Annotated in this window: 20 protein-coding genes; 11 read left to right on the top strand and 9 right to left on the bottom strand. The window is 65.1% G+C overall.

Annotated elements, in window-relative coordinates:
* Window positions 1–16: 16 nt before the first annotated feature.
* On the bottom strand, window positions 17–790 hold the full coding sequence (locus tag CXY73_RS21180; protein WP_104178805.1) for an IclR family transcriptional regulator: 774 nt from the start codon (window positions 788–790) through the stop codon (window positions 17–19).
* Window positions 791–942: 152 nt separating this feature from the next.
* Between CXY73_RS21180 and hutH the strand changes: the two genes are divergently transcribed.
* The 3 genes from hutH to CXY73_RS21165 all read left to right on the top strand — a co-directional run bounded on the left by hutH (window position 943) and on the right by CXY73_RS21165 (window position 4,959).
* Window positions 943–2,547 carry a histidine ammonia-lyase gene (gene hutH / locus CXY73_RS21175; RefSeq protein WP_104178804.1) on the top strand — a complete coding sequence of 535 codons (1,605 nt, stop codon included), beginning with the start codon at window positions 943–945 and terminating at the stop codon, window positions 2,545–2,547.
* Between the two features lie 219 nt (window positions 2,548–2,766).
* Complete coding sequence (locus CXY73_RS21170) at window positions 2,767–4,296, top strand: M23 family metallopeptidase (protein WP_104178803.1); 1,530 nt, start codon at window positions 2,767–2,769, stop codon at window positions 4,294–4,296.
* 57 nt (window positions 4,297–4,353) lie between these two features.
* Window positions 4,354–4,959, top strand: a complete 606-nt coding sequence (locus CXY73_RS21165; RefSeq protein ID WP_104178802.1) for a YitT family protein — start codon at window positions 4,354–4,356, stop codon at window positions 4,957–4,959.
* Window positions 4,960–5,146: 187 nt separating this feature from the next.
* Here the strand turns inward: CXY73_RS21165 and CXY73_RS21160 are convergent, their stop codons facing one another.
* On the bottom strand, window positions 5,147–6,307 hold the full coding sequence (locus tag CXY73_RS21160; protein ID WP_104178801.1) for a M20/M25/M40 family metallo-hydrolase: 1,161 nt from the start codon (window positions 6,305–6,307) through the stop codon (window positions 5,147–5,149).
* Between the two features lie 112 nt (window positions 6,308–6,419).
* On the opposite strand from CXY73_RS21160, the gene CXY73_RS21155 reads away from it, so the two are divergent.
* The 6 genes from CXY73_RS21155 (at window position 6,420) to CXY73_RS21140 (ending at window position 10,953) form a co-directional block, all read left to right on the top strand.
* Complete coding sequence (locus tag CXY73_RS21155; protein ID WP_104178800.1) at window positions 6,420–7,214, top strand: CPBP family intramembrane glutamic endopeptidase; 795 nt, start codon at window positions 6,420–6,422, stop codon at window positions 7,212–7,214.
* 57 nt (window positions 7,215–7,271) lie between these two features.
* Entirely contained in the window at window positions 7,272–7,490 is a 219-nt protein-coding gene (locus CXY73_RS23110) for a hypothetical protein (protein ID WP_233198516.1), read from the top strand.
* Between the two features lie 15 nt (window positions 7,491–7,505).
* On the top strand, window positions 7,506–7,910 hold the full coding sequence (locus CXY73_RS23105; protein ID WP_233198515.1) for a hypothetical protein: 405 nt from the start codon (window positions 7,506–7,508) through the stop codon (window positions 7,908–7,910).
* Window positions 7,911–7,958: 48 nt separating this feature from the next.
* On the top strand, window positions 7,959–8,177 hold the full coding sequence (locus CXY73_RS23100) for a hypothetical protein (protein ID WP_233198514.1): 219 nt from the start codon (window positions 7,959–7,961) through the stop codon (window positions 8,175–8,177).
* A gap of 115 nt (window positions 8,178–8,292) precedes the next feature.
* Window positions 8,293–10,428 carry an APC family permease gene (locus CXY73_RS21145; RefSeq protein ID WP_233198513.1) on the top strand — a complete coding sequence of 712 codons (2,136 nt, stop codon included), beginning with the start codon at window positions 8,293–8,295 and terminating at the stop codon, window positions 10,426–10,428.
* A 243-nt stretch (window positions 10,429–10,671) separates the two neighbouring features.
* Window positions 10,672–10,953 (top strand): DUF3073 domain-containing protein, encoded by a 282-nt coding sequence (locus tag CXY73_RS21140; protein ID WP_104135860.1) that lies wholly within the window; start codon window positions 10,672–10,674, stop codon window positions 10,951–10,953.
* A 280-nt stretch (window positions 10,954–11,233) separates the two neighbouring features.
* Here the strand turns inward: CXY73_RS21140 and purM are convergent, their stop codons facing one another.
* From purM to CXY73_RS21125, 3 genes are read right to left on the bottom strand one after another with little or no spacing between them, the layout of a single operon-like run.
* Window positions 11,234–12,355 (bottom strand): phosphoribosylformylglycinamidine cyclo-ligase, encoded by a 1,122-nt coding sequence (purM, locus tag CXY73_RS21135; RefSeq protein WP_104178799.1) that lies wholly within the window; start codon window positions 12,353–12,355, stop codon window positions 11,234–11,236.
* On the bottom strand, window positions 12,352–13,941 hold the full coding sequence (gene purF / locus CXY73_RS21130; protein WP_104178798.1) for an amidophosphoribosyltransferase: 1,590 nt from the start codon (window positions 13,939–13,941) through the stop codon (window positions 12,352–12,354). The genes purM and purF overlap by 4 nt, the downstream gene beginning before the upstream one ends.
* 12 nt (window positions 13,942–13,953) lie before the next feature.
* Window positions 13,954–14,397 (bottom strand): hypothetical protein, encoded by a 444-nt coding sequence (locus CXY73_RS21125; RefSeq protein WP_104178797.1) that lies wholly within the window; start codon window positions 14,395–14,397, stop codon window positions 13,954–13,956.
* 38 nt (window positions 14,398–14,435) lie between these two features.
* On the opposite strand from CXY73_RS21125, the gene CXY73_RS21120 reads away from it, so the two are divergent.
* Window positions 14,436–15,353, top strand: a complete 918-nt coding sequence (locus CXY73_RS21120) for a ribokinase (RefSeq protein ID WP_104135864.1) — start codon at window positions 14,436–14,438, stop codon at window positions 15,351–15,353.
* 21 nt (window positions 15,354–15,374) lie between these two features.
* Here the strand turns inward: CXY73_RS21120 and CXY73_RS21115 are convergent, their stop codons facing one another.
* From CXY73_RS21115 to CXY73_RS22165, 4 genes are all read right to left on the bottom strand, one after another.
* Window positions 15,375–17,681: a metallophosphoesterase gene (locus CXY73_RS21115; RefSeq protein ID WP_158254178.1), complete on the bottom strand. Its 2,307-nt coding sequence runs from the start codon at window positions 17,679–17,681 to the stop codon at window positions 15,375–15,377.
* A gap of 23 nt (window positions 17,682–17,704) precedes the next feature.
* On the bottom strand, window positions 17,705–19,927 hold the full coding sequence (locus tag CXY73_RS21110) for a lamin tail domain-containing protein (protein ID WP_104178795.1): 2,223 nt from the start codon (window positions 19,925–19,927) through the stop codon (window positions 17,705–17,707).
* 188 nt (window positions 19,928–20,115) lie between these two features.
* Window positions 20,116–20,475, bottom strand: coding sequence for a sterol carrier family protein (locus CXY73_RS21105; protein ID WP_104135866.1), 360 nt, complete (start codon window positions 20,473–20,475; stop codon window positions 20,116–20,118).
* A gap of 80 nt (window positions 20,476–20,555) precedes the next feature.
* A complete protein-coding gene (locus CXY73_RS22165) occupies window positions 20,556–20,696 on the bottom strand; it encodes a hypothetical protein (RefSeq protein WP_158253079.1) in 141 nt (46 codons plus the stop codon).
* A 51-nt stretch (window positions 20,697–20,747) separates the two neighbouring features.
* Here CXY73_RS22165 and purD point away from each other — a divergent pair, with 51 nt between their 5' ends.
* Window positions 20,748–22,013 carry a phosphoribosylamine--glycine ligase gene (purD, locus tag CXY73_RS21100; protein ID WP_104135867.1) on the top strand — a complete coding sequence of 422 codons (1,266 nt, stop codon included), beginning with the start codon at window positions 20,748–20,750 and terminating at the stop codon, window positions 22,011–22,013.
* The last annotated feature ends 76 nt before the right edge of the window (window positions 22,014–22,089 follow it).

The following is a 22,089-nucleotide window of genomic DNA, read 5'->3' as shown; positions in this document are numbered from 1 at the left end:
GGTCGCGGCTCGGGCGTTAGCGCGGGCGGCCGCTGATGCGGCGGGACAGCTCGGCGGCCGTCGCTGCCACGGTTGCAGCGAGCGCCGGCCAGTAGTCGTCCGGAAAACGGTCGTGCGCAAAGGTCACCGCAATCGCGGCGGCGGGCCACCCTGCATGATCGCGCACAGCGAGCGCGACCGAGGCGATGCTATGCGTGATTTCGCCATTCTCGGTGGCGTAAGAATCCGTTCGCACTCGATCGAGCACCGCCCGCAGCTCAAGCCGGGTGCGCGGGCCCCGACCGTCGCGCTGCTCGAGCGCGGCCTGGCTGGGGTAGAGCGCGCGCAACTGGGCCGCGGGAAGCGCCGCCAGCAGGGCGCGACCGCTCGCCGTGAGGTGCGCTGGCAGCCGCACCCCGACGTCGGAAACGAGCGAGGGGCGATGCGCGGCGCGCTCTTCGACGAGGTAGATCACGTCGCGGCCGTGCAACACCACGAGGTGCGCGCTCTCCCCGAGCCGGTCGACGAGCTGGGCGATCAACGGGCGACCGAGCCGCGAGAGTGGTTCCTGGCGGCTGAACCCCGAACTTAGCTCGAAGGCGGCGATGCCGAGTCCGTAGCGGTGTTCCTCGGGCAGGTGCACGACGAATCCCTGAGCCACAAGTACATCGAGCAGCTGGTAGACGGTCGAGCGCGGCAGGCCGAGAGCGCTGGCCATGGCGACCGCCGGTGTCGGTCCGCGCTGTGCGGCGAGGTGGGTCAGCACGCGCAGTGTACTTTGAGCGGCCGGAACCTTCGATGCGGCTGCCATAGCCCTCCTCTTATGTCCTCGGTGAACAGCTGCCGCCTCGAGTCGAAAAATACTGCCGCGTTCGTTCAGAGCGGATGCCCATGTCCGGTATCCCGGACACGAAGCAGCATAGCGCTCTATCGCCGGGCGCCTTGGAGGTGTCGAATCGAACCATGACCCTCGCGACCACTCCTCAAACTTCCGCATCTGCGCGCAACCAGAGCGGGGCATCCGTTAACACAGCCACCGTTGTCGTCGGAACCGGCGCCCTCTCTTTCGCCGACGTAATCGCCGTTGCGCGGCACAATGCGCGCGTCAGCCTCGATCCTGCCAGCTTGCAGCAGGTGGCAGCGACCCGCACCATTATCGATGCCCTCGCGGCTGACATCGAACCGCATTACGGGATCTCGACCGGTTTCGGAGCCCTCGCAACGACGTTCATCACCTCCGACCGGCGTGCGCAGCTGCAGGCAAGCTTGGTGCGCTCGCACGCCGCCGGCAGCGGCCCTGAAGTGGAACGCGAGGTCGTCCGCGCCCTCATGCTGCTGCGACTTTCGACGCTGATGACCGGGCGAACCGGCGTGCGCCCGGCGACCGCCAAGACCTACGCGTCCGTGCTCAACGCGCAAATTACGCCGGTCGTGCACGAATACGGTTCACTCGGCTGCTCCGGCGACCTCGCGCCGCTTGCTCACTGCGCGCTTGTCGTGATGGGCGAGGGCCAGACGCGCAATGCCAGCGGCACCTTGATCGGCGGCGGCGACGCTCTCGCCGAGGCCGACATCACGCCGGTCGTGCTCGCCGAAAAGGAGGGCCTCGCCCTGATCAATGGCACCGACGGCATGCTCGGCATGCTCGTGCTTGCCCTCGACGACCTGGCCCGCCTGCTCGTGACCGCCGACATCGCGGCGGCGATGAGCGTCGAGGCTCTGCTCGGAACGGATGCCGCCTTCGCGGCGGATCTGCAGCAGCTGCGGCCTCAGCTCGGTCAGGCCGAGAGTGCCGCCAATCTGCGCCGCCTACTGCGGGACTCCCCGCTCGTCGCGAGCCACGCCGGTCCCGAGGATACGTCGGTGCAGGACGCCTACTCGCTGCGTTGCGCCCCGCAGGTGCACGGCGCCGCACGTGACACCGTCGCCCACGCCGCCCTCGTGGCAAGCCGCGAGCTGGCCAGCGCCATCGACAACCCGGTTGTCACGGTCGACGGTCGAGTCATGTCGAACGGCAACTTTCACGGCGCCCCGCTCGGCTATGTTCTCGATTTTCTCGCCATTGCCACGGCGGATGTCGCGAGCATGAGTGAGCGACGCACCGACCGTCACCTGGATGCGAGTCGCAGCAAGGGCCTGCCGCCATTCCTGGCGCACGAGGTGGGCGTGGATTCCGGGCTCATGATCGCCCAATACACAGCAGCCGGGATCGTGTCGGAGCTCAAGCGGCTGGCGGTGCCCGCATCCGTTGATTCGATTCCCTCCTCAGCGATGCAGGAGGACCACGTCTCGATGGGCTGGCATGCGGCCCGCAAGCTGCGCCGTTCGCTCGATGGGCTCGGCCGGGTGCTCGCGATCGAGATCATGACGGCCTCGCGCTCGCTCGATCTGCGGGCACCGTTCGAGCCGGGCGCCGCGACCGGAGCGGTGCGGGACCTCGTACGCACCGTGGCCTCCGGCCCCGGCCACGACCGCTTTCTCTCCCCCGAAATTGAGGGAGTCGTGGAGCTCGTCGCTTCGGGGGCAGTGCGCGCGGCCGCGGAGTGCGGGGCACCCCGGTTGGCCTGATTCAATTCGACCTTATAAGCACCTTGGACTGCCCGTTTAACCCGTTGTCAGCGTCGGGCTGTCGTGCCATACTTGCGCCACGCCAGCCCGCCCGAGCTGCGTTAGTCCATACTCGAATGGATCAGGTTGCCGATGTCGCTCGCCCCAAGTCACGGTCCCGTTGCGTCTCTCGGGCGAGCCCTGCACCGAGCCGTGACACATCGGGGGCCAGGCGGCCCGTTGGCAATCATCGTCGTGACCACGCTGTTCCTCTTTGGAGCCCCGATCGCGGCGAGCGCCGATGAACTGCCAGCGAGTTCGACCGGCATGTCCACGCCGAGCGTGAGTGCGAACCCGGAACCGGGCGCTGAACCAACCGCCGAACCAACCAGCGGCCTGACACCCGAGCCAACGGCAGAACCGACCGCGGTGCCCACTCCCGAGCCCACGGCCGAAGCGACCCCCGAACCGACGCCGACGCCGATGCCGACGTCAGAACCTACGGCTGAGCCGACCGCGGGATCCACCGCCGAACCAACCCCAAAACCCACGGTCGGACCGAACGACGAAACAATTCCCGAGCCGACAGGCGGACCGATCCCGCCAGTTGTCGATATGCCCGATCTACCCCAGGTAGCGCCGACTCCCAGTGATACCGGCATTGAGGCGCAGGCGGCAGCCCAGGCAGCAGCCGCAGCCACCCTTGCCGAGAATCAGACGGCCGCCGTGCTGGCGGCCGCGCAGCGCGCATCAGCTCAACAAGACTCGATGCAACGAGCCGCCGCGCTGGCACGAGCACTCACCCAGTCACAGTCAGCGGAGGCTGTGCTGACCACTGCCCAGCGCGCGCTCGAGTCGACGCAAGCGAGTCAGACGCTCGCACGTAGTCGCTCCACCCTGGTGCACCGGCTCGCCGTGGAGGCCACGAAGCAAGCCGCCGACTCCAAGCAAAGCTTTGCCGTGCTCGCGCGCAAATTGGCGCAGCAGCAATCCGGCGCCGTCGTGACCGAGGTCTTCCTAGGCGGCAATTCCCTCGGCAACGTGCTCGACCAGCTCAGCACACTCGACCAGATAAACCATGTCACCGACAATATCGAGACGATTCAGGCCCGCGCCGAGGCCGATGAGGCCCGAGCGCAGCGACTGAACGAACAAGAGGCCGAGACCCGTGCTGCCGCGAGCAACCTGTCGCTTCACGCGAGCCAGACCGCGCTCGACGCTGCCAAAAGTGACTTCGAAGCTGCCGGCCTGGCCCTGATCGACGCCGCAGCGCAGACCACGAGTGCCGCCGCCGGCCTGTCCGCACTAGACCTGCTTCCGACCACACCAACCGACGACGGCCAGCTAAGCGATCAGGGCTGGGCGAATCCGGCGAGCGGCCCCACAACGGATGTCTACGGGCCGCGGCCGGTTCGCCCACTCCCCGGAGTGGGCGCGTTCCACTACGGCACCGACATTGGAGCGGGTTGCCTGGCACCGGTCTTTGCTGCCACCTCCGGCGTCGTTCGCGCCGCCGGAGCGGTCGGCAGTTACGGCAACTGGATCCTGATCGATCACGGCCAAGGTGTACAGACCGGCTACGCCCACCTGGCTGACGATGAGACCCTGGTCAATGTCGGCGACCGGGTCGGCGCCGGACAACAGATCGGACGCGCCGGCAGCACCGGCCTGTCCACCGGCTGTCACACCCACGTCGAGGTTCGGGTCGACGGCGTAAGGATCGACCCCCAACCGTTCTTCCTGAACCGCGGAATCATCCTCGGCGGCTGAGCTCCGCAGGAACCGGTGGCCGACGTGGGCGCTGAGCAGCATTTAGACTGACCTCTCGTGACCCGTCGTCTGATTCAACTGCTGATTGGCCTGTTCCTCTACGGAATTGGCATCGCGTTGATCGTGCGCGCCGCCATCGGCGTAGCTCCGTGGGATGTTCTCGCCCAAGGCATTGATAACTACACGCACCTCGGTTTCGGGCTGATCACGGTTTTACTGAGCGGTGTCGTACTCCTGCTCTGGATCCCCATCCGCCAAAAACCCGGCGCCGGCACACTGCTCAACGCACTGCTCATTGGCCCGTCAGCCGATGTGGGCCTGTGGCTTCTTCCGGCAGACCTCGACCTCTGGGCGCGCGTGTTGTTCTTCGCAGCGGGCCTACTGATGATCGCGATCGCCACCGGCCTCTACATCGGGGCGCACTTCGGCCCAGGCCCGCGCGACGGTCTGATGACCGGGCTGCACCAGCGCACCGGCTGGAAAATCTGGATCGTGCGTACCGGCATCGAGGTGATCGTGCTCGGCATCGGCTGGGCGCTCGGCGGCAATGTAGGAATCGGCACCGTGCTGTTCGCCGTCTTAATCGGCCCCCTCTGCCAGCGCACGATCCCCTTCTTCACAATCCGCCGCCCCGACGTCCCCTCGGCGGTCGTACCACGATAGAACTCGACGCAAGGTCAAGGTCAAGGTCAAGCCGTCGTATCGGTGCCAAGGGGTAGCGTTCAACACATCGCAACATGGCGAGATATTCAAGCGGATGCTCCGCAATTCGCGGCGCGGGTCCGCTCTATATTCGACGCGGGCACCAACAAGACGATGGCCTCCCTGCGCCGGGATGGTTCCCCGCGGATCAGCCGACTGTAGGCCCACAGAATTCGGTGATCGTGCCCTCGAGAATCTCGGCGAGCGCGAGCACCGATGGCACGTCGGCCCATTCCGTGTCGGCGTGCAACCCTTGACCGTCAGCACCGAACACGACGCAGGGAATACCGGCATCGAGAATAAGTCCGGCATCGGTCCAGAACGGTTCACCGCGCGTTTTCGCCGGGTGGCCGAGCACCCGCTCGGCGTTGCCACTGAGCGCGCGCAGGATCGGCCAGTGCGGCTCGGCCTTGAAAGCCGCCCGCGCCACCAGTCGGGTCAGCTCAAACCGAAACTGCGGCTCCGCGCGCACCAGCTCGGTGAACAGTGCCCGCAATTCAGACTCGACGCTCTCTGGGGACTGACCGGGCAGCATCCGTCGTTCCACGGTGAGAACGCAGCGGGCCGCGACCGTAGCCGCATCGTCACCACCAGAAATCCGCGACACCCGCACGGCACCGTGGCCGAGTGTGGCATGCGCCGGGGCCGAGTTCAGCTGCTGCCGCAACTCGTCGAGAGCACGCAGCGCGAGGCCGGCATGCCAGATGGCGTCGACGCCGAGCTCGGGCTGGGAGCCGTGCGCGGCCAGGCCGGTCAGTTCGAGCTCGAACCAGGCGAATCCGCGGTGCGCTGTGGTCAGTTCAAGGCCGCTGGGTTCGATCACGAGGGCGGCATCAGCGCGAACGCTGCGCAGCACCTCTTCCGTTCCGATGCTGCCAAATTCTTCGTCGGCGACCAGCGTCACGATCACATCCCCGGCCAGCCCGACAGCGGATGCCCGCGCTGCCGCCACGAGAATGGCCGCGAGCCCACTCTTGGTATCGACGGCCCCACGCCCGTACACCCGGCCGGCGCGTTGGTCGCCGCTGAACGGGTCGCCCGCGTAGGTGGCGACGCCGACCGTGTCGAGGTGCGCATTGAGCATGAGCGAGCGTCCCCCGCCGGTTCCGCGTTTGATACCAACGACCGAGGGCCGCCCGAGAACCTCCTCGAGCAGGGTCACCTGAAAATCCTGGGCGAGGAGCCATTCACTGCACCAGATCGCGATCGCGACTTCACCCGCCGCATCGGGGACCAGGTCAGGGTTGACCGAATCGATGCGCACGAGGTGCTGCAGAATCGCGACCGGGTCGCTGGGAAAACGCTTCATCCCTCGAATCTAGGCCCTCCCGCGAGAGCGGGAAAATCGCTGCCGCCGGGGTACCAAATCAGCAGTTTATCCGCTCTCGCGAAACTGAGAGGTGCTCTGTGTAGGGTGCAGCATGGGTACTACATCGCGGTGGGGGCTGATTCCGGCGGCGCTGGTGAGCGCATCCGCTGTGCTGCTGTTCGCGCTGAGGATGCCGCTGCCCGGCTATGGCGTGCTGGCCGCGGCCTTGGTGCTCGCGTTGCTGATAAATCGGGTGCTGTTTCGCGATCTGCTGCTGATCGCTGTCGGTCTGGGGATCATCAGCACGATCTCGATTGAGGCGAACATCAGCTACCCGAATATCGTCCTGATGGGCACGGTGCTCAGCCTGGCGGTGCTCGTGCCGTATTTACTCTCACGGTATTGCTTCAAGGACCACGCAATCCGGTTTCCGATTCGCACGGGGCACCGCTGGACCCGGCTCGAACGCGCCTACCTGCCACTGGTCGTGCTGCTCGGGTACCTGATTCTGCCCAGCTACTTCATCGGAAGCGGCGCTTACCAGAACTGGCCAGCGGTGATTGCTCCCGATGAGATTGCCCGGCTGCTCGTGGGGGTGGGCTTCGTGGGAATCTGGGACGAGTTGTTCTTCATCTGCGTCGCCTTTACCCTGCTGAGGCGGCACTTTGCCGACTGGCAGGCCAATATTTTGCAGGCCGTGATCTTTTCGTCGTTCCTCTGGGAGCTCGGGTATCAGGCCTGGGGGCCGCTGCTGACCGTGCCGTTCGCGCTGCTGCAGGGCTACACCTTTGCCCGCACCCGGTCGCTCACCTACGTAGTCTGCGTGCACCTATTGTTCGACGTCGTGGTGTTCGCCGTGCTGGTGCACGCTCACAATCGCCAGTGGCTGGATATTTTTCTATACTGATTGCAACTTTCAGGAACGCGATATAGCGCGAGTTTATTTTCCTGAAAGGACAACCCAGTGACACTGGAGAAATGGCTGGTCACCCCTGGGCAGACCAAACTCATCGATGTCGAGTTGGTGCGCAAGCTCAAGGTCAGTCTGATCGGCGGCACGGTCGACATCATCGGCCACGATGAACCCGGTACCCGCATTGAAGTGCACGGCGTCACCAGCAAAGATCTGAAGATCTCGATAGACGGCGACCGCCTCGAAATCGACCACCCCCAGTTGCGCTGAGACAACTTTCTTGAGGTGTTCGCCGCATTCCGCGGTACCGCCCGGGCCGAGGTGAGCGTGTTAGTCCCTCGCGACGCCGCTCTGCGCTTCGGTGTCGTCTCGGCAGATGCCCTCGTGTCCGGACTGCGCAACGACGCCAAACTCAGCACCGTCTCCGGCGACCTCGTCATCGACAACGGCGAGGGTGACCTCGAACTCAACGCGGTCAACGGCGAAATCTCGGTGCGGGACCACGTCGGAGCGTTGGCCGTGCACACCGTATCGCGCAATATCACGGCGAGCGGCAGCATCCGCCGATTCACGCTCGACGAGGTCTCGAGCAACGTGTTTCTCGACCTGGTCGGCACGTCAGACCAGATCGTGACGAACTCGGTCAGCGGCAACCTCACGGTGCGGCTCGCGCCGCACGTCGCGGCGTGATACCACCTCAACACCCTCTCCGGAACGCTGCAGCTCGACAACCAGACCGTGCGCACCGCGTTCGGCAAGGGCCACGAAGGCTCCACCGGTACCCTCGACGGCAGCTGGCTCGACCTGCGCAGCAATTCGGTGTCTGGCGACATCTCGGTCGTGCGGCGAGAGAACGGCTGCACCGCGCCGCGCGGTGCAGCATCGACTCAGGCAGCGTCCCGTCAAGCGGATGCCGCAGCGTCCGCCGCTCCCGACAGCCCGCAGGACCCGACATGACCGCCATGTTCGCCCACGGAAGCCTGAGCCTCTAACTGCTGAGCCTGCTCGCCGAGCTGCTCGCACGCGAGAGCTTCACAAGCGTCCGGATTTGACAGTGGCCGAGTAAGGTGTAATGTCATCCCTCGTGACACCCGAGGCGAACGCCCCAGTACCGGAAAGCCGTTCACCCAAGCGGTGGATCATCGGCGATCCGCTCCCCACCGAGCATTTGGACGGCCAGCTGCTTCCCAAGCACCTCGCCCTCCCCATTTTTGCCAGTGACCCCCTGTCGAGTGTGGCGTACGCGCCGCAAGAACTGCTCATGATTTTGACCCTGGGCGGGCTCGCGTTTTTGAGCTTCGCCCCCTGGGTGGCCGCGGTCGTCGTCGTGCTGCTCGTCGTAGTCGTAGCGTCGTATCGCCAGCTGATCAAGGCCTACCCCTCGGGCGGTGGCGATTACGAAGTCGCCCACAAGAACCTGGGCGAGAAGGCCGGTCTGGTCGTCGCATCCGCTCTGTTGGTCGACTACGTGATGACCGTGGTCGTTTCGGTGGCGAGCGGCGTGGACAATATTATCTCGGCCCTGCCCTTCCTGGCACCGTTGCGTGTAGAACTCGCCGTCGTTTTCATTATTTTGCTCGCCGCCACCAACCTGCGCGGCGTGCGGGAGTCGAGCAAGGCTTTCGCCATTCCGACCTACCTGTTCATCGGCAGCGTTCTGCTCATGATCGTCGTCGGCCTCGGTCGGGCGCTGATGGGCAACGCCCCCGTCGCCGAATCAGCCGGCTACGACGTGCAGGGCGAGAGCCTCGCGCAGGCCGCGTTCATTTTGCTGCTGCTGCGTTCCTTCGCGAGCGGATGCTCCGCCCTTACCGGCGTGGAAGCGATCGCCAACGGGGTGCCCGCGTTCAAGCACCCCAAGGTCAAGAACGCCCAGCGCACCCTGACGCTCATGGGCGGCATTGCGATCGTGCTGTTCATCGGTCTGACCGCGCTGGCGCTCATCTCCCAGGTGCACTACGCGGAACGAGCCTGCGACCTTATCGGTTGGGCCGAGTGCGCCACGGCGCCCCAGCGGAGCCTGATCGCGCAGGTTGCGGCCGCAACCTTTGGCGATTTCTCCGTCATGTTCTTTGTGCTGCAGGCGGCAACGGCTGCGGTGTTGCTACTGGCTGCCAACACCGCTTTCAACGGTTTCCCGCTGCTCGGATCGGTGCTCGCCCGCGATTCGTACGCACCGAAGTCGCTCAGTACCCGCGGTGACCGCCTGATCTACTCCAACGGTGTCGTACTGCTCGGCCTGGCGGCCTGCGCGATCATGGTTGTCTATCAGGCCAACCTCACCGTGCTGATTCAGCTCTACATCATCGGCGTTTTCGTGTCGTTCACCCTCGGGCAGACCGGAATGGTGCGGCATTGGATGAAGCTGCTTAAGAAGAATCCGCCCAACCGCGGGTCGATCTACCTCAGCCTGTCGATCAATGGTTTCGGTGCTCTGCTCACCGGTGTCGTGCTCGTCGTCGTCACGATCACCAAGTTCACCCACGGCGCCTGGCTCGTCTTTGTCATGATGCCCATTTTGTTCATCCTGATGATGGGCGTCAACCGGTACTACCGCGACGTGGCGAAGGAGATCGAGGTCGACCCGGTCACGACGTTTGGTTCGCAGGGCGATCATGCCATCGTGCTGGTCGGCAAGATGCAGAAACCGGTGCTTAAGGCACTCGACTACGCGATCGCCGCCAGACACGTGAGCCTCGAAGCGGTGCACGTGTCGATCGACACCGCCGAGACCAAGGAGCTCAAACGCGCCTGGGTAAAACAGAACATTCAGGTTCCGCTGCGCATCATCGCCTCACCGTATCGGGACATCAGCTGGCCGCTGATCAGCTACATTCGCGGTCGTCGCGACGATCACGGTTCCGAGGTCATCACCGTGTACACGCCGATCTATATTGTTGGCCATTGGTGGGAAGGCCTGCTGCACAACCACAAGGCCCGACGGTTGCGCCAGAAACTCATGATGGTGCACGGCGTCACGATCGCCCTTGTGCCGTGGCTGCTCGACTCATCCGAGCTCATCTACGGTCGCCGCTCGCGCCCCATTCCCGGGCAGGACCGCCGCGGCGAGCCGGTGCGCTCACACCCAGTGTCCCGCCGTCCGCTCGCGCCGCCGACCGGGGCGAGCGACACGGCGACGAAGTCGAGCCCGGTCGTGGTCCCGGCGCAGTCGCGGCCGACGGCTTCTCGCCGCCGGAAGCGCAAGTAGCCGTTGAGTTCGGCGCTCGCACCCTGCCGGCCGTCGGCATCCGTTTGTTTCAGAGTCGGCCAGGCCGCAGAAGCATTTGCGATTTCCGTTCTTGCCTACTGACCGGCCTGTTTGATCGTTGAACGGCGTCAGTGGGCGGCAAGGCCTGTCATGCTAAACTAAACTCTAGTTTTTACACATTCCGTTCGGCAAATCCCGAGTGTCTCGCGACTCGCTCGGCCTGGCATCGTAAGGGGGTCACGCATGGGGCGCGGCCGTCAAAAAGCAAAGCACACCAAGGTAGCTCGGGAGCTGAAGTACTTCAGCCCGGATACCAACTACAACGCGCTCGAACGCGAGTTGACCGGGCATCCGTCCGATCCTCGGCTTGACGAAGACCTCGCCAAGTGGCCGGAGTATGAGGCGGACAAGGCCAAGAAGGCCGCCGATGGCGACACCGTTGATTCCGCTGACGACGACGATCCGGATGACGACGACCGTTACGTCGACCACTACGCTACCGAAGACGAGAAGAAGCGCGCCTAGGGCCGTCGGCGGCCTGGGTTCGCGATGCTGGTGTGCCGCGCGCTTCTTGGGGCGTTGGGGCGCATGCGGGTCGCGCGGGCGCTTGTGGCTCGCGCGCCCAGCACGCCATGCGCGTGAGCACTACGAGGTAGCGCGTGCAGCACTCGGCCGCGCCGATCTCTGCGCGCACGGACACGCGTGCAGCAACCGACCGCGCAACTGTCGCCGCGCGAGCCATCCGGGGTAACCCGGGGCAACCCGGGCAACAAGCGACCGAGCGAGTACCCGTGAGGCAAGAACCCTAGTTGGCGTAGGCCCCGACGAGACGCACTGCGCCGCCGTTGACGCCCTTGGCGCCCTGTTCGAACCCGGTCAGGTCGTGCGCCGCGCGTGAAACGCGGCCGGTGACCCAGGCCGGAATTTTACTGAGTGCAAGCCGCGCGATAACCGATGAAGCGGATGCCGCATCCACGACCGCAAACATGCCGACGCCGAGGTTCCAGGTCCCTTCCGCGCTTTCCAGCGTGGACCCGGCCATGTCGCCGAGCACCCGGAACACGGGGGCGGGCGACCAGGTGGACCGGTCGACCTCGACCCAGGAGCCGACGGGCAGCACGCGGGCGAGGTTGGCCGCGATGCCGCCGCCGGTGACGTGGCTGAGTGAGTGGATGGTGCCGGTCAACTCTGGGTCGCCGAGCACATCGAGCAGCGGGCCCGTGTACAGGCGGGTCGGTTCGAGCAGAACCTCGCCGACCACGCCGCCGAGTTCGGCAGAGGTGTCGGTGTAGCCGATGCCGCGCTGCGCCAGAATATGCCGCACGAGCGAGTAGCCGTTGGAGTGCAGGCCGCTCGATGCCATCGCGATGACCACGTCACCGGAGACGACCTTGTCGGCGCCCAGCACCTGGTCGGCTTCGACCACGCCGGTGGCCGCGCCAGCCACGTCATAGTCGTCGGGGCCGAGCAACCCGGGATGTTCGGCCGTTTCGCCGCCGACGAGGGCCGTTCCGGTTTCGGAGCAGGCGCGGGCGATTCCGGCGACGATCGAGGCGATGCGCTCGGGCACGACTTTGCCGCAGGCAATGTAGTCGGTCATGAACAGCGGGCGAGCGCCGACGACGACGATATCGTCGACGACCATGCCAACGAGGTCTTGGCCGATGGTGTCATGCTTGTCGATCGCCTGCGCGATGGCGACCTTGGTGCCGACGCCATCCGTTGAGGTGGCCAGCAGCGGCTGCCGAAACTTGGTGAGGAACGACACGTCGAACAGTCCGGCGAAACCGCCGACCCCGCCCCAGACCTCGGGGCCGTGCGTCTTGGAGACGGTCGACTTCATGAGCTCGACCGCGAGGTCACCGGCCCGAGTATCGACTCCGGCGGCTGCATACGTTGCGTTGGAGCTCGTACTGGAGGTGCTCATTCTGGTCTTCCCGGGTCACCGAACGGTACCTGGCCCAGGCGGGCGAGGGCTTCTTCTTGCCGTACGGCGGGCGCCAGCACGGCTTCCAGATCGGCATCCGGACCCGGGTCGCATCCGTTTGATGCAGTTGGCCGCTCAAGCAGATTCTTGCCGAGGTGTTGCGATTCGGGCAGCGCGATCGGGTACACGCCGGTGAAACAGGCGGTGCAAAGACGCTCACGCGGCTGCTCGGTGGCCTCGATCATGCCGTCCTCGGAGAGGTACCCGAGCGAGTCGGCACCGATTGACTGGCGCACCTCGTCGATCTCCAGGCCGGTCGCGACCAGTTCGGCGCGGCTGGCGAAGTCGATGCCATAGAAGCACGGCCAGGTGATCGGCGGACTCGAGATGCGCACGTGCACCTCGGCGGCACCCGCCTCGCGCAGCATGCTCACGAGGGCGCGCTGCGTGTTTCCGCGCACGATCGAGTCGTCGACCACGATAAGCCGCTTGCCCTTGATCACGTTCTTGAGCGGATTCAATTTCAAGCGGATGCCACGCTGCCGGATGGTCTGCGACGGCGCGATGAAGGTGCGCCCGACATAGGAGTTCTTGACCAGACCCTGGCCGAACGGAATGCCCGATGCCTGCGCGTAACCGATGGCCGCCGGGGTGCCGGACTCAGGGGTCGGAATGACGAGGTCGGCCTCGACCGAGTGCTCGGCGGCGAGCCGGCGCCCCATCTCGACCCGGGCTTCGTGCACGCCGCGACCGGCGATCGTGGTGTCGGGGCGGGCAAGGTAGACGTACTCGAAGACGCAGCCCTTAGGGTCGGCTTTGGCGAAACGCTGGGTTCGCAGGCCGTTTTCATCGATCGTGATGAGCTCGCCGGGCTCGACCTCGCGCACGAAGCTCGCACCGACGATGTCGAGGGCTGCGGTCTCGGAGGCGACGACCCAGCCGCGCTCGAGGCGGCCCAGCACGAGCGGACGAACACCCTGGGGGTCGCGAGCAGCGTAGAGGGTGGTTTCGTCCATGAAGACGAGGCAATACGCGCCGCGAAGGCGCGGCAGCACCTCGAGGGCGGTGGCCTCGAGGGTGTGATCGAGGTCGCCGGTGAGCAGGGCGGTGATCACGGCGGTGTCGGTGGTATTGCCGCGGGCCAGCTCGCCGTCGACCTCGGGGTAGCGTTCACGTACGAGTTCTAGCAACTCGGCTGTGTTGGTCAGATTGCCGTTGTGGCCGAGGGCCACCGTTCCGCTAGAGGTACGGCCCAGGGTCGGCTGCGCGTTCTGCCAGCTCGAGGACCCGGTGGTGGAATAGCGGGTGTGCCCGACGGCAATGTGCCCGAGCAGGGTACTCAGCGAAGCTTCGTTGAAGACCTGCGAGACCAATCCCATGTCTTTGTAGATGAGGATCTTACTGCCGTCGCTCGTGGCGATTCCAGCCGATTCCTGGCCGCGGTGTTGCAGGGCGTAGAGGCCGAAGTAGCTGAGTTTGGCCACCTCTTCGCCGGGAGCCCAGACGCCGAAGACACCACAAGCATCTTGTGGGCCCTTCTCGTTAGGAAGAAGATCGTGATTTAACAGTCCGTCGCCACCGGGCAAGCCGCAGCCTCTTTACTTCTCGTTGAACGCTTGGAAATCGTCGTTGGACGTACCGGAGCCAGGCTCAGTGGCACGCATTTCGTTGGTACCGTCTTCGTTGGTACCGTCTTCGTTGGTACTGAGTTCGTTCGCGCCCAGTCTATCCGCGACCACCGACATCTTCGAGCGGCCGATGATGCGGTCAATCACGAGGGCCACGACTGCGCCGAGCGTCGTGCCAACGGCCACCCCGCCGAGCAGGAGAAACCCGAAAATCTGCACGCGGTCGTAATCCTCGTTTTCAGGAAAAGCGACCGTGAGAATGAGGGCGAGAAATACCCCGACAATGGCGCCGAGGAGCATGAAATTGCGGTACCGCGGGGCACGATGTAGCGTCACGGTCGCCTCGGCGAGCACGATCTCGTTCTCGTTCTCGTTCTCGGGCGACGGGTTCTGGGGCTGCTCAGAAGAACTCACGCCCCTATTGTCCCATGAGCGGATGCGAGACTGACTCTATGAACTCGATTGCAGTACTCGGAAGCGCCAACATGGACCTCGTCGTGCGGCAGGCACGCCTACCCCGACCCGGCGAGACGATTTTCGGGGCCGGTTTCAGCACGGTTCCCGGCGGCAAAGGACTCAACCAGGCCGTCGCTGCTGCCAGGTTGGGCGCGGCCGTGAACTTTCTGGGAGCTGTGGGAGCGGATGCCTACGGGAGCGAGCTGCGCGCGCTAATGCTGGTCGAGGGCATCTGTTCTGATGGGCTCGCCACAGCGGATGCCCCCACCGGCACCGCCCACATCTCCGTCGTAGACAGTGGCGAGAACTCGATCGTGGTGGTGTCGGGCGCGAACGCTGCGGTCACGACGCTGAGCGAGGCGCAGCGGGCGGCGATTGCGGAATCGGCGTTTCTGGTGATGCAGTGCGAGCTGCCGATCTCTGTACTGGTCGAAGGGATCGCCGCGGCCCACGCCGCCGGAGTGTTCACCGTGCTGACCCCGGCGCCGGTCGTGCCGCTGCCCGAGGGGTTTCTCGCCTCGGTCGACCTCGTGGTTCCGAACCAGATTGAGGCCGCCGAACTGACCGGAGAAAGCGACCCGGTACGGGCCGCCGAGGTGCTCAGCGCTGACCAGAGCTGGGCGATCGTGACGCTGGGTTCGGAAGGTTCGGTCGTCGCCTTCGACGGCGAGGTCCTCGGCCTCGCACCGGCCCGGCCGGTGACGGCCGTCGACACGACCGCGGCCGGCGATACCTTTGTCGGGGCGCTCGTGGCGCGTCTGGCGGTTGATTTCGTGCGCGGCATCGCGGTGACCCCCGACCAGATGATCGAGGCAGTGCGCTACGCGACGGTGGCGTCCTCGATCGCGGTCACCCGCGCCGGGGCCACGACCTCGATGCCCACCCGCGACGAGGTCGAGTCGATCCTCGTCTGACAAGTACGCTCTCACGAGAGGCTAGCGGCGGGTTCGGAGAATGCGAATGGTCACGAGGCCGATCGTCGCTGCGGCTACAGCACCGAGCAGGATCAGCGCGATGGTCCAGATGTTGAACGGCGTGAAGTCATCGACCGCTCCAACGACACCAAGCTTGTCGTTGTCGTTGTCGGTGCCGGTGCCGGACACTGCGCGCGGGGCGGCGGCCGAGGCATCCGTTTCTGCTGCCTCGATCTCTGCCGCGAGCGCCACGCTCGCCGTGTCAGCGAGCACCTGCGAGTCAGCGGTGAGCACTGCCGGAACCACGACCTGGGACGGGCTGTACCCGGTGGCCGCCGGGGCAGACTCCGTACCCGGTGTCGCGCCGGGCACCGTCCTCTCCGGAACCACAACGGGCACTGCGACCGTCAGGGTGCGCACCTCTGAGTAGGCGTCGGCGCCGTACGAGTCTGCGGAATAGGCAAACCAGCCGTGCGTTCCCACGCCGGGGTTCCAGCTGGCGGTCACCGTCGTGCCGCTCGTCACAGCATCGAAGCCGGCGATTTCGGAATTCGTCAGGATATCGACGGTGAAGGCATCCGTTGCGAGGGATTTCTGCATCGACGTCATGCCAAAGGCCGCATAGGGAACGGTAAATTCCTGGTGTTCCAGGTCGAGTGTTGGATCGTCGGAGTTGTACACGTCGAGGTACGGCGAGTAGGTGCGCACGCTGATCTGCTCGGCCGCGTTGTTGAAATGCAGCAGCCGCAGGAAGGACTGACCCCCCTCTGGCAGGCCCTGGTAGTCAAACAGCATCTGGTAGACCGAGCGGTCGGGGGTTCCGTCGCTGTTGTCGTCGAACTGATCGATGCGCGTGAAAGCGTCGTGATAGTGGCCGGAGAAGACCCTCGCCACGTTGGCATTCGGCGCAACAACCTCGTCGTAGATCTGCTGCGGCACCGCTCCGAGACCGCCGGTGGTGAGCATGTATTCGTGCAGGTTGAGAATGGCCGTGCGCTCGGGGTACTGGGCGAGCACCTCGTTCAGCCAGGCCATGCCCTCGGCGCTCGGCGCCCAGCCGAGGTAGAGCATGATGAAGTCGATTCCGCCGGCCGTGATGAGGTCGTAGTGGCCGCGGTTATCTTCAAAGCTATCGCCGTACCAGGGGTTGCCGTTATACCGTTCGGCCCCGAAATTGGCCTTGTACGCCGCGTAGTCCGCGTCTTTCTGTCCGACATCGTGGTTGCCCGCGAGCACACCGTAGGGCAGCTGGGCCTCGTCGAGCATCGTGTAGGCCGCGTTGGCGTTGGTCCACTGGTGTTCATCTTCGAAGTTGTCAACGATGTCACCGGTGTGAAACAGGTACTGCAAGTTGATCGCTGATCGTTGCTCGAGCAGGTAGTCGTGAATGTCGAGCTGACGTTGGTAGAACGTGTCGTTGTAGTACTGTGTGTCGGATTCCACGGCGAGCGTGAAGTCGTAATCTGTCCGCGCGGTGTCGTTGACATTATTGACCGGCAACGTGCTCGACCGATCGGAGAGATCGGCTCCGGCGAAGCCTTCAGAATGCTGAATCAGCACTGTAATGACCTGGTTCTGCACGTGGTCCACTGCCGGCACCATGGCGTCGAGGGTGAACGAGGTCGCGCCCTCGCCGATGGTCACGTGCCGGTCGAATTCCTCCCAGACACCGGTCGTCAGGTTCTGCACGTAGAGCAGCACCTTGGCGTCGGCGTTGGCCGTGCCATCCCAGCGCACTCGCGCGGTGAAGTCTGCGCCGGCATCCGCTGGCACATCGACCTCAAACAATTGGTAGGGAAACTGCGAGTCCGAGGTGATCGGCGCTGCTGTTCCGTCCAGACGCGCTATCGCGGTCACCTGGTCGCCGGTCAACAGGGTCTTGGCGTTCCGATCGGTGCCGTTCGCAATGGCCGTCGTGCCCGAATATCCGCGCACACTGCTGTCGGCAGCGGATACCGCGAATCCTCGCCGGAAGGTAACGGCGAGCTGGTCACCGGTCGGGTCGGTCGCCCGTGCACTGAGGTCAATCGGCCCCTCCTCGACGACGGCACCGTCGAGCGGCGTGATCAGTTCGTTGCCGGGCTCCTCGACCGGTGTGGAGAACACGGTCTGCAGCTCGCCAACGTTGCCGACATTGTCTCGGGCCGTGAGCAGCAGGGTGTGTTCACCGTCGGCGAGTTGGATCGATGAGGTGGCGTATGGCAGCTCGATGGCCCGGCCATCGAGGGTCGCGACGAGCGTGGCGAAGCCAGCGCCGGCATCCGTCGCCGCACCGTCGATCATGAACTCACCCTGATAGAGCGCTCCGGCAACAGCGGATGTCGTCACGACCGGAGCCGTATTGTCGACCCTCACCGTGCGACCCCGCTGCTCGCCTGCACCGTGTGGGTGCCGTCTTCGACCGTGGTGGTGTCCCATAAATGGGCGACGGCCATGTATGCGTCGCTCGGAATGGTGAAGCTCGCATCGTAGAAGTCGAGCTTGCCGGCACTGTCACCCATGTTGAGCGCCAAGGTGGGGTCGGTGTAGCCGACGGGGTGCAGGCTGCGGCCGTCAGGCAGCACGAGGCGGGGGTTGCGAATCTGAAAGTCGTCGTTGTTCTCATTCGGGTTGATCTCGGGGGCGACCTTGGAGCCTGCCCAGACGCCGACGACGAGGTTCTCGCCCTGCTTCACGTAAGTGAGGGGTACCGGTGTCGCGATGGTTTCCCAACCCGTTGGGATGCCGTCGTCGAAGATGCTTAGCACGTCGGTCCCTATCCGCACACCATTTTGAAAGAAGGTGTTCACTGCGGTGACCTCGAACACGAACTGGGGGGCGAACTCCAAGTCGGGATTCGTCTGTACGGTCTGCCCGTCGATGCTCAGGGTCATGCCGTCAGCGCTACCGTCGCCTGCGGCGGAGAGCGTGGTGCTGTCGGCGACGAACTGGCCGTCGGTGAGGTTGAGTCGCACCGGAGAGTTGTCGATGCCGGTGAGGTCGACCCGTACGACCGGGGTGTTTGCCTCGGTGCTGCCGTCGTCGGCCGTGAAGTAGTACTCGTACCAGCGCTTGCCGGTGAGGTCGACCCGTTGCAGGTCGTACCGGTAGCCGTCGGCGCCGTCGGTGGACAGGTTTGTCGCCACGAATTCGGTGTCGATATTGCTCTTGAGATGGACCTCAACCGTGCGAGCCTGCACGTCGTCGGTGACGGTGGCCGAGAGAGCGAAGTTCTGAGCGGGATCGATTTCACCGAGGGTGTGGTCGGTGATCACGGGGGGTGTGTTGTCGTCGGCAACGATTTTGAGGTCGCCGGCAACCTGCGCCGCGAATACCGTGCCCGGGTTTGCAGCGACTTTGGCGAGGTTCAGCTGCCGTCCCGGATTGCTGCCGTCGTTGCCGTACTGGATACCGAAGTTCGGATCGACATCATCGACGCTGTCGAGGTTGTAATAGGCGGTGTTGACGCTGAAACCGGTATTGGTCAGAATCTCTATGCCGCGCGCCGAACCATTGGCCATGCCGCCCGAGAAGACTTCGACCAGGTCGGTGCCGAGCGTCAGACTCGACCCGAATTCGGCGTTGAATTCGGTTGCCGTGAGAGCGTCGTTCTGGCCGTTCTTGATCCAGAACACGAGGGCGCCGCCGGAGGCGATGATAACGTCCGTTGGGGTACTCGGCCAGCGCACCGTTGAGCTGTTGGTGAGGTCAGCGAGCGGATACAGGTAGTTGAGCGTGTAGTCCGCAAAGTTAACGGGGCCGGCAGTGGCGTTGTACAACTCGATAAATTCGAAGCCGTCGGCCGACCCGACGTTGGTGCTGTCTGGCGTGATCTCGGTGATCTGCAGCGGGGCGGTGGCAGCGTTCGAGGGTGCCGATGGCGTCACCGTGGCGGTCGGAGTCGGCGTCGGAGTAGGCGTCGGCGCTGGTTCCGGGGCAGGGTTGCCGGGTGTAGGTACGCCGCGCGACTGCACCAGCTCCTGCGACAGCGACTCGCTCGTTGCGGGGGCACCGAAGTGTGCGCTCGTATCGACGGAGACCGACCCGGTCGGATAAAGCGCCCAGCTGATCGAGGCCCCTGTGCCGTCGACGATTCGGATACCACGATCGCCGCCGTTGGCCATCCCCGGCTGACCGGTGACCCGCACCACCGGATACGCGTCAACTGAATCTGTTGCGCTGGCGAAATGCGCACGGAAATCAGCTTCCGTGAACGCCTGGGTGTCGACTGTGTTGGTGCGGTAGTCCAGCCAGAACACGGTGGTTCCCTCACCGGGAAGGACGGTACCGGCCGGCACGTCGAACGGTACGTCCTTAGAGCGGTCATCCGAGTCCACGTAGATGTAAGTCAGGCCGATGCCGGCTGCATCGACGTCGATGTCCATGGTCGTGGTGTTGGTCACCTCGAAAAACTCTAAGTTGTCGTAGCCCAGGTTGTCCGGGGTAATTTCGGTGACCAGGAGCGGCGGAATCGCCGCGTCCGTCGCCGCAGAGGCCGACAGCCCCGGGGTGAGTGCACCCGCTCCTCCGCCGATCAGAAGCACCAGACCAAGAGCGGTCAACGACGGACGGAAGGGACGAGACAGAATGCGCACGGAGCGAGGCCTTTGGTTCAGGGGCGGACTCACCCAAACTAGGAGCGTTAAGGAGATTGTCTGTGAATTCCCGGTTAACGGACGGGGCAGTGCTCACCCCACTTCGGGGTGTCGCCATTCACTCGTGAGCGCAAAAAATGCCCGTATAGATGGGTCAAACGGGCACTTTTTTCGCTCTCGCGGGAGGGTTAGAGCACCGGAACGTGGCCGGTCAGGTTGGCGCGGGCCCCGGAGGCGTGGATGGCCCCACTCGCGAGGCCGTCAACCCACGAAAGGGCCCCGGTCGCAAGCGCCAGCCAGGTGGCGGCATCCGTTTCAATGACGTTGGGCGGGGTGCCGCGGGTATGCCGCGGCCCGGCGACGCACTGCACGGCGCCGAACGGCGGCACGCGCACCTCGAGGGTGTTGCCTTCGGCCTGTTCTGCGAGAAGTTGCAGGGTGTAGCGAACCGCTTGCGCACGGCTGGACCGGCTCGCGCTGGCACTGTCAGTGAGCGCCGTCCGCACGGCCGCACGGCCGGCTCCGTCGTCGATGCGCGCTCGTGCCATGGCTCCATTCTGCCGGATCAGATGGCGGGCATGTACTCCACAACGGCAAGAACGGATATACGGCCGAACATGGCGAATATCTAATTGGTGCTCTGGGTGAGCGCGATTATGTGCGCGTCCGCGTACGGAACCAGCGCGCGGTGCAACGCTTCGACGGCGGCCTCCAACCTGTAGCCAGGAACGGTGACGGTGACAAGGGTCTGGGAAGGGATCAGGGGCATGCCCACACCGTAATGCCGTGGCGGGCCCGAGGCATCAGGTAGCCTGAAACGGTGAAAATTCTGGTCCTTGGTTCCGGTGCCCGCGAGCACGCCATCATCACCGCGCTGTTCCGTGAGAAGCCACGGCCCAGCGTCGAGTGCGCCCCCGGCAATGCCGGAATCGCGGCCGAGGTTCCGGTCGTCGCCCTCGATCCGAACAACCCCGTCACCGTGACCGACTATGCGGTGCTGCACAGCATCGAGCTCGTAGTGATCGGTCCTGAGGCCCCGCTCGTGGCCGGTGTCGGCGACGCGCTGCGCGCCCGCGGAATCGCCGTGTTCGGACCCGATAAAGCCGCCGCCGCCCTCGAAGGCAGCAAAACCTTCGCCAAACGCATCATGGATGAGGCCGGCGTTCCCACCGGCCGCGCCCTGCGCGCAGGCACCCTCGCGGAGGCCGAAACCGCCCTCGATGAGTTCGGTGCCCCTTATGTAGTCAAGGCCGACGGCCTCGCCGCGGGCAAGGGCGTGCTGGTCACAGCGGATCGCGCCGCCGCGATCATCCACGCAACCTTCTGGCTCGAACACGGCAGCGTGTTGATCGAAGAATTTCTCGATGGCCAGGAGATTTCACTGTTTCTGCTTAGCGACGGCGAGAACGTGTTGCCGCTCTCCCCCGCCCAGGACTACAAGCGCGCCCTGGACAACGATGCCGGCCCCAACACCGGCGGCATGGGCGCGTACTCCCCGCTGCCCTGGCTCGACGCTCAGTTCGGCAGCGAGAACGCGTTCGTCGACGAGATCATCGAAACCGTCGCGCTGCCCACCGTGCGCCAGCTCTCCGCCGAGGGCACCCCGTTCGTCGGACTGCTTTACTGCGGCCTTATTTTGACGGATGCCGGCATTCGCGTCATCGAATTCAACGCGCGTTTCGGAGATCCAGAGACTCAGGTCGTACTTCCGCGCCTGGTCACCCCGCTTTCCGGGCTGCTGTTCGCCGCGGCGACCGGCGTCCTCGGGTCGCTGCCCCGGCCGATCTTTTCGGCCGACGTGGCCGTCACCGTCGTGCTCGCAAGCGAAAATTATCCGGAAACCCCGCTCGTCGGACGCGAAATCACCGGACTCGACGCCGCCCTGGCCGTGGACGGGGTCACAATCGCGCACGCCGCGACCCAGCGGGGCGACGGCACGCTCCTGTCTACCGGAGGCCGGGTGCTCAGCGTCGTCGCCGTCGGTGACTCCTTCGCCCAGGCCCGGGCCCGGGCCTACGAGGCACTCGGCCACGTGTCCCTGGCCGGCGCCCACTTTCGCACGGATATCGCGGCTCGGGTGGCCTGAGCCGCCCGACTCGCGGCATCCGCGCGATGTGGTCCACCGAGCCGCGAGAATGAGCCCCAAACTCACGGCTCGACAA

It is taken from the genome of Cryobacterium sp. Y50 (genome assembly GCF_002929805.1).
Taxonomy (GTDB): Bacteria; Actinomycetota; Actinomycetes; order Actinomycetales; family Microbacteriaceae; genus Cryobacterium.
This window is presented reverse-complemented; position numbering and strand designations above follow the sequence as displayed.